We start from the raw sequence: 12,261 nt of genomic DNA, 5'->3' as shown, positions 1-12,261 counted from the left end.
TCGCGCACTCCCGTCGACGCGATTCAGGTCTGATTCATATCCGGAGGAAACGGTCTCCTCAGCTCCGCGCGCTTGAGTGGGAGCGATAACAGACACCTGTCGGATCACTGCCGATCCCGCGACGCCGATCCCCCGACGGCGCATCCCCCGGAAAGGCCCCATGCCCGAGCAACTCCCCCACGACCGTCACGTCGAATCCCGCTCCCCCTTCAAGCGGCTCTCCTCCCGCTACCGCGCCCTCCCCCTGCGCGGGCGACGCGTGGTCGCCGGTACCGCTGCCGGAGCCGTCCTCCTCCTCGCCACCGCGGTGATCACCCCGGTCGCGCTGCAGCACTCCGACGCGACCGGATCCGAGCCGGCCGCGCAGGCTCTGGACGGGACGACGTCCACGGTCCCTGCCTCCACGGTCAACGCCACGGCGGTCACCGCGATCTCCGCCACGACCGGATCCGTCGCAGGCGGGAGCACCCTGACCGTGAGCGGTGTCGACGTGGACGGCGTGACCCGCGTCGTGTTCGGCGAGGAGGAAGCCCGGATCCTGTCGGCGACGAGCACCGAGGTGACCGTCGCCGTGCCGGCAGCCACCGGCTTCTCCCCCGCCGACGTCGGCATCGCCGTCTACGCGGACGATCTCCGGGTCGACGGTGATGCGCTGAGCTACAGCTACGACATCACGAGCCCCGTCGACGCGCAGATGGCCTACGTGTTCACGCACTGGAACGACTACAACCTGGCTGAATACGGCTCACTGGTCGACACCGACTGCGCGAACTTCGCCAGCCAGAGTCTGCTGGAACGCGGGTGGACGATGGACGAGGACTGGTGGGCCGAGGGGACCGGCGACGACTTCGACTTCTCGAAGGCCTGGGTCAGCTCGACGTTCTTCATGAACTACGTCGAGGAGCACCCCGAGCTCGCCACCGCTCTCGACGACACGCAGCGCAACCAGGTCAAGGTCGGTGACATCGTGCAGTTCGACTGGGACAACAGCGGCGACCGCGACCACACGGGCATCGTGTCGAAGGTCGAGACCACCGACGCCGGCACCCAGGTGTACTACGCGGGGCACACCGACGACACCGACTACCGCACCGTTGACGAGGCGATCACCGTCATCCACCCCGGCGCCTCCGTGTACTACTGGAGCATCGCCTAGCCCGCCCGCTCGGTTCACAACTCAGGACGTCATCGGCATGTCGGCCCCGCTCACACTCGTTCGAGCGGGACGCGCCGGACTCGTCCTGAATTGCGAACGGGACGCCGGGGTCAGGCGGGGAAGAGCGTCGAGACGATCGCCTGCGTCCAGCCGCTGATGTTCGTGTTCGACCAACGCGTGGCGATCCAGGTACCGTCCCGCACGAAGTGACGTTCGCCGTACGTACCGGCGTCCTCCGAGACCTCGGTGAAGCACATCGTTCCGCCGGTCTCCTCGGAGCAGGTGAATCCTGCCTCGTTCATCCGCGCGATCACCGACGCCTGGGTCGCTGCGTCGATGGAGAGGACGTTGGTGGTGATGCCGACGTCGCCGCCACCGCTCGCCTTCACCAGGGCACAGTTCAGACGGTCGGTGTTCGAGGAGATCACGGCCACGAGGGCGCTGTCGTTCGAACCGAAGAAGTCGGTGGCGAGTTCCGGCAGCGACCATTCCGGGTTCAGGGCGAGGAAGCCGTCTGCCGTGAGTGAGTCGATGTAGCCCGCCGGGAAGAGCTGGGTGCATTCGGTCGGACGCACCGGTGCAGCAGGGGTCTCGGCGGCGTCCGTCGTGGTCGGAGCAGGAGTGGAGCCGGCGGTCGCCGTCGCGCTCGGTGTGCGGGTCGAATCGGCTGCGGGAGTGCCGCCTGGGCCGACGACCAGGAGTCCGATGACCACGACGAGCGCGATCGCCAGCACGCCGGCGAGCACACTCAGGCCGATGACGACCGGATTGCGCTTCCGCTTGGGTGCCGGAGCACCGTAGCGGACGTCCGGCTGCGCCGGGGTCGTGTCCGGCTCCAGCGGCTGGAACTGGCCGGTGGGCTGCTCGGGCTGATCACTCATCGGACCAGCATGTCGTGCGGAGACCCGCCACACAACTCACCGGTGCCCATTCGTTCGCCCATTCCTGGGCGAACGGGCATTCGCTCGCCCAGGAATGGGCGAACGAACGACGGAGGGCCCGTCCCGATCGAGAAACGATCGGGACGGGCCCTCCGGGTGAGTCGTTCAGCCCTAGTTGTAGTTACCGGGGGTGAAGTCGTCGGAGCTGAAGCTGTCGAAGTCGACGAAGCTCAGGTCGGACTCGTTGAACGCGCCGTCCTCACCGAAGATGCGGTTCGGGTAACGCTCCGCCTTCGCCTCCTCGGTGGCCTCGACCGTCACGTTGCGGTAGCGCGCCAGGCCGGTACCGGCCGGGATGAGCTTACCGATGATGACGTTCTCCTTGAGGCCGACCAGCGGGTCGCTCTTGCCTTCCATGGCGGCCTGCGTGAGGACACGCGTGGTCTCCTGGAAGGAAGCGGCCGACAGCCACGACTCGGTCGCGAGGGACGCCTTGGTGATACCCATGACCTCCTGGCGAGCCGATGCGGTGCGACGACCCTCCGACACGGCCGAGCGGTTGAGCTCGGCGTAGCGCAGGCGGTCGACGAGCTCACCAGGCAGCAGGTCGGTGTCGCCGTGGTCGACGACGGTCACCTTCCGCAGCATCTGGCGCACGATGACCTCGATGTGCTTGTCGTGGATCGGGACACCCTGCGAGCGGTACACGCCCTGGACGCCACCGACGAGGTGCTTCTGGACCTCGCGGACGCCCTGCACGCGCAGAACCTCCTTGGGGTCGACCGCACCGACGTGGATCTTCTGACCGAGCTCGACGTGCTGTCCGTCCTCGACGAGGAGGACCGCACGCTTCAGCACCGGGTAGACGACCGGCTCGTCGCCGTTGTCGGGCGTCAGGATGACCTTACGAGCCTTGTCGTTCTCGTCGATCGTGATGCGACCGGCGGCCTCGGCGATCGGGGTCGCACCCTTGGGGGTACGAGCCTCGAACAGCTCCTGCACGCGGGGCAGACCCTGCGTGATGTCGTCCGCCGATGCCGAACCACCCGTGTGGAAGGTACGCATCGTCAGCTGGGTACCGGGCTCACCGATCGACTGGGCCGCGATGATGCCGACGGCCTCGCCGATGTCGACGAGCTTGCCCGTGGCGAGCGAGCGGCCGTAGCAGGCTGCACACACACCGACGGTCGACTCGCAGGTCAGGACCGAGCGCACCTTGATATTCTCGACACCCGCGGAGACGAGCTTGTCGATGAGCACGTCACCGACGTCCTCGCCGGCCTCGGCGACGACCTCGCCCTTCGGGTTGACCGCAGCAGCGGCCAGCGAACGGGCGAACACGGAGTTCTCCACGTTCGGGTCGCGCACGAGCTCACCGGAGCTGTCGACGTTCGCGATCGCGAGCTCGAGACCCTTGGTCGTGCCGCAGTCGTCTTCGCGGATGATGACATCCTGAGAGACGTCGACGAGACGACGCGTGAGGTATCCCGAGTCGGCGGTACGGAGCGCCGTGTCGGCCAGACCCTTACGAGCACCGTGGGTCGCGATGAAGTACTCCGCGACCGACAGGCCCTCACGGTAGGAGGAGATGATCGGGCGAGGGATGATCTCACCCTTCGGGTTGTTCACCAGGCCTCGCATACCCGCGATGTTGCGGATCTGCAGCCAGTTACCACGAGCACCCGACGACACCATGCGGTTGATGGTGTTGTCCGCCGGGAAGTTCGCGCGCATGGCCTCGGCGACCTTCTCGGTGGCCTCCGTCCAGATCTTGATGAGCTCCTGACGACGCTCGGCATCCGTGGTCAGACCCTTGTCGAACTGGCTCTGGACCTTGGCGGCCTGCTTCTCGTAGCCCTGCACGATCTCGCGCTTGTTCGGCGGGGTCAGGACGTCGCTGAGCGCAACGGTCACACCGGAACGCGTCGCCCAGTGGAAACCGGCGTCCTTGATGTTGTCGAGCGTGGCGGCGACGACCGTCTTCGGGTACCGCTCCGCGAGGTCGTTGACGATCGAGGACAGCTTGCCCTTGTCCGCCACGTCTTCCACGTAGGGGTAGTCCGCCGGCAGCGCCTCGTTGAAGAGTGCGCGACCGAGGGTCGTCTCGACGAGCGCGACACCCGAACCCTCGTAGCCCTCGGGACCCGTGCCCTCGGCGAACGTCACGTCGGTCAGACGGATGCGCACCTTGGCGTTGAGGTCGAGCGAGCCCTGGTCCTTCGCGAGGATGGCCTCGGCGACGGACGAGAAGGCACGGCCCTCACCCTCGACACCCTCCTTGAGGGTGGTCAGGTGGTGGAGACCGATGATCATGTCCTGCGTGGGCAGGGTGACCGGACGGCCGTCGGACGGCTTCAGGATGTTGTTCGACGCGAGCATCAGGATGCGCGCCTCGGCCTGGGCCTCGACGGAGAGCGGGAGGTGGACAGCCATCTGGTCGCCGTCGAAGTCCGCGTTGAACGCGGCACAGACGAGCGGGTGCAGCTGGATGGCCTTGCCCTCGACGAGCTGAGGCTCGAACGCCTGGATGCCGAGACGGTGCAGCGTTGGCGCACGGTTCAGCAGCACGGGACGCTCGCGGATGATCTCCTCCAGCACGTCCCAGACCTCGGGACGGCTGCGCTCGACCATGCGCTTCGCGGCCTTGATGTTCTGAGCGTGGCTCAGGTCGATCAGGCGCTTGATGACGAACGGCTTGAAGAGCTCCAGCGCCATCTGCTTGGGCAGACCACACTGGTGCAGCTTCAGCTGCGGGCCGACGATGATGACCGAACGGCCCGAGTAGTCGACGCGCTTACCGAGCAGGTTCTGACGGAATCGACCCTGCTTCCCCTTCAGCATGTCGCTGAGGGACTTCAGGGCACGGTTGCCGGTACCGGTGACGGGGCGACCACGACGACCGTTGTCGAACAGTGCGTCGACGGCCTCCTGCAGCATCCGCTTCTCGTTGTTGACGATGATCTCGGGAGCCCCGAGGTCGAGCAGACGACGCAGACGGTTGTTGCGGTTGATCACACGACGGTAGAGGTCGTTGAGGTCGGAGGTCGCGAAGCGGCCACCGTCGAGCTGCACCATCGGGCGGAGCTCCGGCGGGATGACCGGGACCACGTCGAGCACCATCGCGGCTGGCGAGTTGCCGGTGATGAGGAACGAGTTGACCACGCGCAGACGCTTGATGGCGCGGATCTTCTTCTGACCCTTGCCCTCCGCGATCTGGTGGTGGAGCAGCTCGGACTCGGCCGCAAGGTCGAAGGACAGCAGGCGCTTCTTGACCGCCTCGGCACCCATGTAGGCCTCGAAGTACAGGCCGAAGCGGTCCTGCAGCTCGTGGAACACGGAGTCCTCGGGCTTGAGGTCGCCGACCTTGAGGTTGCGGAAGTCCTCCCAGACGCGCTCGAGGTGAGCGATCTGCTCGTCGTAGGACTTGCGGGTCTGGCTCATCTCCTTCTCAGCGGCGTCCTTGGTGCGACGCTTCTGCTCGCTCTTGGCGCCTTCCTCCTCGAGGGCGACGAGGTCGTCCTCGAGCTTCTTCAGGCGGTCTGCGATGCGCGAGTCGCGCTGGTCGCCGAGCGTCTTGATCTCGAGACGGAGCTCGTTCTCAAGGCCGGGCATGTCCTGGTGACGTGCGTCCTCGTCCACATCGATGACCATGTAGGCCGCGAAGTAGATGACCTTCTCGAGGTCCTTGGGCGCCATGTCCAGCAGGTAGCCGAGGCGCGAGGGGACACCCTTGAAGTACCAGATGTGCGTGACCGGGGCGGCGAGTTCGATGTGGCCCATGCGCTCACGGCGCACCGACGACTTCGTGACCTCGACACCGCAGCGCTCGCACACGATGCCCTTGAAGCGGACCCGCTTGTACTTGCCGCAGGCGCACTCCCAGTCGCGGGAAGGACCGAAGATCTGCTCACCGAACAGACCGTCCTTCTCGGGCTTGAGGGTGCGGTAGTTGATGGTCTCGGGCTTCTTGACCTCTCCGTGCGACCAGGCACGGATGTCGTCTGCGGTGGCCAGACCAATGCGAAGCTCGTCAAAAGTTGTGACGTCGAGCAATGTATCTCCTATGAAAGGTTTCGTCAGTCTCTACAGTGGTCAGGCTTAGATCTCGTCGATGGACGACGACTCGAACCTGGAGGAAATGTTGATCCCGAGCTCCTCGGCGGCGCGGAACGCGTCGTCGTCGGTGTCGCGCAGGCTCACCGCGGTGCCGTCGGCCGAGAGGACCTCGACGTTCAAGCACAGCGACTGCATCTCCTTGATGAGCACCTTGAAGCTCTCGGGGATACCCGGCTCCTGGATGTTCTCGCCCTTGACGATGGCCTCGTACACCTTGACGCGGCCGAGGATGTCGTCGGACTTGATGGTCAGGAGCTCCTGGAGCGCGTACGCGGCTCCATAGGCCTCGAGGGCCCAGACCTCCATCTCACCGAAGCGCTGTCCACCGAACTGAGCCTTACCACCGAGCGGCTGCTGCGTGATCATCGAGTAGGGACCCGTCGAACGCGCGTGGATCTTGTCGTCCACGAGGTGGTGCAGCTTGAGGATGTACATGTAGCCGACCGAGACCGGCGCCGGGAACGGCTCGCCGGAGCGGCCGTCGAACAGACGGGCCTTTCCGGAGGAACCGATGAGGCGGTCGCCGTCGCGGGTGACGTTGGTCGAGTCGAGCAGACCGGCGATCTCCTCCTCGGAGGCGCCGTCGAACACCGGGGTCGCGACCTTGGTGTTCGGCTCGGCCGAGTGCGCGGCAGCCGGGAGCTTCTTGGCCCAGCTGGGCTTGCCCTCGACGTTCCAGCCCTGCTTCGCGATCCACCCCAGGTGGATCTCGAGGACCTGACCGAAGTTCATTCGACCGGGGATGCCGAGCGGGTTGAGGATGACGTCGACCGGCGTGCCGTCCTCGAGGAACGGCATGTCCTCGACGGGCAGGATCTTCGCGATGACACCCTTGTTGCCGTGACGGCCGGCGAGCTTGTCGCCCTCGGTGATCTTGCGCTTCTGGGCGATGTAGACGACCACACGCTGGTTGACGCCCGAGCCGAGCTCGTCGTCGCCGTCCTGTGCGTCGAACACCTTGACGGCGATGATCGTGCCGGCTTCACCGTGGGGAACCTTCAGCGAGGTGTCGCGGACTTCGCGGCTCTTCTCGTTGAAGATGGCGCGGAGCAGGCGCTCCTCGGCGGAGAGCTCGGTCTCACCCTTCGGCGTGACCTTGCCGACGAGGATGTCGCCGGGGCGGACCTCGGCACCGATGCGGATGATGCCGCGCTCGTCGAGGTCCTTGAGCAGCTCCGGGCTGACGTTCGGGAGATCACGGGTGATCTCCTCCTTGCCGAGCTTGGTGTCGCGGGCGTCGACCTCGTACTCCTCGATGTGGATCGAGGAGAGGACGTCGTCCTTCACCAGGTTCTGGCTGAGGATGATCGCGTCCTCGAAGTTGTGACCCTCCCACGTCATGAAGGCGACGAGGAGGTTCTTGCCGAGCGCGAGCTCGCCGTTCTCCGTGGCGGGGCCGTCGGCGATGACCTCGCCGGCCTCGATGCGTGCACCCTCGGAGACGATGACGCGGTTGTTGTAGCTCGTGCCCTGGTTGGAGCGGTCGAACTTGCGCAGGTAGTAGGTCTGCGTGCCACCCTCGTCGAGCTGGACGGTGACGGACTCGGCCGACACCTCCTGGACGACGCCGGCCTTGTCGGCGGTGACGACGTCACCCGCGTCGATGGCTGCGTAGCCCTCCATACCGGTACCGACGAGCGGCGAGTCCGACATGAGGAGCGGGACGGCCTGACGCTGCATGTTGGCACCCATGAGTGCGCGGTTCGCGTCGTCGTGCTCGAGGAACGGGATGAGGGAGGTCGCGACCGACACCATCTGGCGCGGGGAGACGTCCATGTAGCCGATCTCCTCGGACGGGATGAGGTCGACCTCGCCGCCCTTCTTCCGGGCGAGGACGCGGTCCTCCTGGAAGTGGCCGTCGCTCTTCAGCGGAGCGTTGGCCTGCGCGACGATGTAGTTGTCCTCTTCCATCGCGGTCAGGTAGTCGATGTCCTCGGTGACCCGGCCGTCGACGACGCGGCGGTACGGGGTCTCGATGAAACCGAACGAGTTGATCCGCGCGAACGATGCGAGCGAACCGATGAGGCCGATGTTCGGGCCTTCCGGGGTCTCGATCGGGCACATGCGGCCGTAGTGCGACGGGTGGACGTCTCGCACCTCGACGCCTGCACGCTCACGCGACAGACCACCGGGGCCGAGCGCCGAGAGGCGACGCTTGTGGGTCAGACCCGCGAGCGGGTTGTTCTGGTCCATGAACTGCGACAGCTGCGAGGTCCCGAAGAACTCCTTGATCGCGGCGACGACGGGGCGCACGTTGATCAGGGTCTGCGGCGTGATGGCCTCGATGTCCTGCGTGGTCATGCGCTCGCGGACGACGCGCTCCATGCGGGACAGACCGGTGCGGACCTGGTTCTGGATGAGCTCGCCGACGGCGCGGATGCGACGGTTGCCGAAGTTGTCGATGTCGTCCGTGTCGAGACGGAGGTCGACGGGCTTACCGTTGCGGACACCCGGGAGGGTGGCCGTGCCGCGGTGCAGGGCGACGAGGTACTTGATCGTGGCGACGATGTCGTCGGTCGTCAGGACGGAGTCGCTGAGCGGCTTGTCGAGACCGAGCTTGTTGTTGATCTTGTACCGGCCGACCTTCGCGAGGTCGTAGCGCTTCGAGTTGAAGTAGAAGTTGTCGAGGAGCGCACGCGCGGCCTCGGCTGCGACCTGCTCGCCCGGACGGAGCTTGCGGTAGATGTCGCGGAGCGCGTCCTCCTTGGTGAGGATCGTGTCCTTCTCGAGGGTGAGCTCGATCGACTCGTAGCCCTTGAACTCCTCGAGGATCTCCTCGCTCGTCATGCCGAGCGCCTTGAGGAACACGGTGACGGACTGCTTGCGCTTGCGGTCGATGCGGACGCCGACCTGGTCGCGCTTGTCGATCTCGAACTCGAGCCAGGCCCCGCGGCTCGGGATGACCCGAGCGGAGAAGATGTCCTTGTCGGAGGTCTTCTCCTGAGCCGACTCGAAGTACACGCCCGGGCTGCGGACGAGCTGCGAGACGACGACACGCTCGGTGCCGTTGATGATGAAGGTACCGCGCTCGGTCATGAGCGGGAAGTCGCCCATGAAGACCGTCTGCGTCTTGATCTCACCGGTGAGGTGGTTCATGAACTCGGCCTCGACGTAGAGCGGGGCCGCGTACGTCTTGCCGCGCTCCTTGCACTCGTCGATGGAGTACTTCTCGGGCTCGAGGTACGGGTTGGCGAAGGAGAGCTGCATCGTCTCGCCGAGGTCCTCGATGGGCGAGATCTCCTCGAAGATCTCGTCGAGGCCGCTCTTCGTGGGCAGGTCCTGTCGGCCGGCCTGGGTGGCTTCTGCGACGCGTGCCTTCCACACGTCGTTGCCGACCAGCCAGTCGAAGCTCTCGGTCTGCAGAGCCAGGAGGTCTGGAACCGTGAGCGTGTCGGTGATCTTCGCGAACGAGAGGCGGGATGCTCCGCGGCCGTTCTTGGGTGAGTTGGTGGTTGCGTTGCGCGCAGCAGCCAAGGGGATAACCTCCGGAGGCCTGTTGGGGGCCGAGTTACTGGTCGTCAGTGGAGTTACTCACCAGAAAGAGAACATGTGGCGGGTTGGACCCGCACACCAGCCGACCGCAATATGAAGGCATAGAGATTCTGGGAGCGCAAAGAACAACTATAGGACGGAATCTTCGGCGTGTCTACTCTTTCCTTGACGAGTTTTCGACTTTCCGGTATAACCGCCGCGTCGCCCCCGGTGTTCCCGTCAACCCGTGCTGAACCGCAGGCGCTGACCGGGCCGGAGTTGCGCCAGGAGGTCGCGGTCCGCGACACGCACGACCGCGACGACCGGATACCCGCCGGTGACGGGGTGGTCGGCCGCGAGGATCGTCGGCAGACCGCTCGGCGGCACCTGGACCGCCCCGGCGACCATGCCCTCACTCGGCAGTTCACGACCGGGATCGAGTCGCTCGAGCGGCGTCCCGTCGAGGCGCATCCCGATGCGATCGGCGTCGGCCGTCATGCTCCACGGCTGCTCGACGAGGCGTTGCAGGGAGGCGTCGTCGAACCAGTCCCGGCGGGGCCCCGGCGAGACCCGCACGAGACGCTCCCCGGCGTCGGGCCGCGTCCACGGGGCGATGTCGAGCGGAGGGACGCGGCGGCGCGGGGTGGGGAGGACGGGGAGTCGATTGCCGGCGTCGACCGGTGCCGGACCGAGGCCGGCCAGGGTGTCGGTCGACCGCGAGCCGAGGACTTGCGGGCCGTCGAAGCCGCCGCGGACGGCGAGGACGTACCGGAGCCCGTGGGTCGCCGAGCCGAGTTCGAGCCGGGAACCGGCCTGCACGAGGACGGCGCGGTGCCCGTCGGACGGCCTGCCGTCGACGGTGATTGGACCCCACGCACCGGTCACGGCGATCCAGAGGTCGACGTCGGGGACGGCCACGAACGGGCCCAGGACGACCTCGAGCGCCGCACGGCCCTCCGGGTTGCCGACGAGACGGTTGGCGAGGCGCAGGGCGCCGCGGTCGAGCGCGCCGGACGGACTGACCCCGAGGGCCGCGGCCCCAGGTCGACCCAGGTCCTGCACGGTGGTCGCCGGTCCCGCCGCCTCCACGAGCAGGGTCCCGCCCATCATGCGGCGACCTGCACGAAGCGCACCCGGCCGCCGGGGACGAGGAGGGCGGGCGGGTCCGCTGCGTCGTCCCACAGCACGGCGTCGGTCGTCCCGATGATGCGCCACCCGCCCGGGGAGGCTCGCGGGTAGACGCCGCTGAACGTTCCGGCGAGCGCCACCGAACCGGCGGGGACGGTCGTCCGCGGCACGCTCAGGCGCGGGATCTCGAGTGGCCGGCCGATCGCCTCGTCCTCCCGCTCCGGCACGAGGTACGCGAATCCCGGCGCGAAGCCGCTGAAGGCGACGGTCCAGGCGTGAGCGGTGTGCCAGGCGATGAGACCGTCGGCGTCCATGCCGAGCAGCGCCGCCGTCTCGGCGAGGTCCTGGCCGTCGTAGCGGACGTGGATGAGGACGTCCGGCCGCCCCACCTCCTCTTCGACAGCGCCCGTCGAGCCTCCCGCGCCGGGTGCGAGCGCCCGTTCCGCGGTCGCGAGCAACCAGGCCCGCACCGCGGCGAGCGCCGGGCCCCGCGCGTCCGTCGCGGCGAGCACGGTACGGGCGGCCGGGACGAGGTCGACCAGCCCCGCCGGGCGTGAAGCGGCGAGCGCCCGGTGCACGAGCAGGACGTCCTCGAGCGATCCGAGTTCGAGGAGTACGGCCTCCTCCCCCATCGCTCGGAGCACGGGGCCGGTCGAGGTGTCCGCGTTCACCACGGCGCGACCAGTTCGACGCCGGCGTCCAGCAGGGCGGCCCTGACCGCCGTGGCGAGCGATACGGCCCCGGGGGTGTCGCCGTGCACGCAGAGCGAGACCGCGTCGAGTTCGACGTCTGCACCGTCGACACTGGTGATGCGTCGGTCGAGGACGAGGGAGACGGCGCGGCTGGCGGCGGCCGCCTCATCGGTGACCAGTGCCCCGGGGGTATCGCGCGGGACGAGCGAACCGTCGGAGCGGTAGCCGCGGTCGACGAAGGCCTCCGCGACGAAGCGGAGTCCGGCGGCGAGGGTCTCGCGTTCGATCACGGAGCCGGGCATCCCGAGCACGGGAAGTGGTCGCCCGAGCTTCTCGGAGGCCGTGACCACCGCCCGGACGACCGCGCGCGCCTGGACCCGGTCGTGCGCGATCCGGTTGTAGAGGGCACCGTGCGGCTTCACGTAGGCCAGCCGTGCGCCGGCCCCGTCGGCCTCGCCGACCTCGTCGACCTCGTCGACCGCTCGCTGCAGGGCGCGGAGCTGCTCCAGGACCTCGGCCTCGAGCACCTCGGCCGGTACGTCCTGGTCGCGTCGACCGAAGCCCGCCTCGTCCCGGTAGGAGGGGTGGGCGCCGAGCGACACCCCGTGGGCCATCGAGCGGCGGACGGCGTCGCGCATGGACGCGTCGTCCCCGGCGTGGAAGCCGCAGGCGATGTTCGCGCTCGTGATGAGGGCGAACATGGCGTCGTCGTCGGCGGTCGGCGCACCGCGCCAGACCTCGCCGAGGTCGCTGTTGAGGTCCGCCTGCGCCACGGCCGCACCCCTTCCGCTCCGCCTCCCACCACTGCGGGAAAGTC

The 12,261-nt window shown here is 67.5% G+C and carries 7 protein-coding genes; 1 reads left to right on the top strand and 6 read right to left on the bottom strand.

Translation table 11 applies throughout. The features are described from left to right. Positions 1-160 precede the first annotated feature (160 nt). Positions 161-1,156, top strand: a complete 996-nt coding sequence (locus IFR14_RS06435; protein ID WP_191940610.1) for an amidase domain-containing protein — start codon at positions 161-163, stop codon at positions 1,154-1,156. 110 nt (positions 1,157-1,266) lie between these two features. Here the strand turns inward: IFR14_RS06435 and IFR14_RS06430 are convergent, their stop codons facing one another. The 6 genes from IFR14_RS06430 to IFR14_RS06405 form a co-directional block, all read right to left on the bottom strand. Next, positions 1,267-2,037, bottom strand: coding sequence for a hypothetical protein (locus IFR14_RS06430; RefSeq protein WP_191940609.1), 771 nt, complete (start codon positions 2,035-2,037; stop codon positions 1,267-1,269). 171 nt (positions 2,038-2,208) lie between these two features. Then, positions 2,209-6,090 carry a DNA-directed RNA polymerase subunit beta' gene (locus IFR14_RS06425; protein WP_079001673.1) on the bottom strand — a complete coding sequence of 1,294 codons (3,882 nt, stop codon included), beginning with the start codon at positions 6,088-6,090 and terminating at the stop codon, positions 2,209-2,211. Between the two features lie 45 nt (positions 6,091-6,135). Then, positions 6,136-9,627 carry a DNA-directed RNA polymerase subunit beta gene (gene rpoB, locus IFR14_RS06420; protein WP_079001671.1) on the bottom strand — a complete coding sequence of 1,164 codons (3,492 nt, stop codon included), beginning with the start codon at positions 9,625-9,627 and terminating at the stop codon, positions 6,136-6,138. A gap of 237 nt (positions 9,628-9,864) precedes the next feature. Next, on the bottom strand, positions 9,865-10,734 hold the full coding sequence (locus tag IFR14_RS06415; RefSeq protein WP_191940608.1) for a 5-oxoprolinase subunit C family protein: 870 nt from the start codon (positions 10,732-10,734) through the stop codon (positions 9,865-9,867). Next, positions 10,731-11,426 carry a 5-oxoprolinase subunit B family protein gene (locus IFR14_RS06410; protein ID WP_240043939.1) on the bottom strand — a complete coding sequence of 232 codons (696 nt, stop codon included), beginning with the start codon at positions 11,424-11,426 and terminating at the stop codon, positions 10,731-10,733. The genes IFR14_RS06415 and IFR14_RS06410 overlap by 4 nt, the downstream gene beginning before the upstream one ends. Continuing rightward, positions 11,420-12,217 carry a 5-oxoprolinase subunit PxpA gene (locus tag IFR14_RS06405; protein WP_191940607.1) on the bottom strand — a complete coding sequence of 266 codons (798 nt, stop codon included), beginning with the start codon at positions 12,215-12,217 and terminating at the stop codon, positions 11,420-11,422. Before IFR14_RS06405 ends, IFR14_RS06410 begins: the two co-directional genes overlap by 7 nt. Positions 12,218-12,261: the final 44 nt, after the last annotated feature.

This window comes from Plantibacter sp. CFBP 8775 (assembly GCF_014839505.1).
Lineage (GTDB): Bacteria > Actinomycetota > Actinomycetes > Actinomycetales > Microbacteriaceae > Plantibacter > Plantibacter auratus.
Note: the sequence above shows the minus strand (reverse complement) of the source record. Positions and strands in the feature narration are given on the sequence as shown.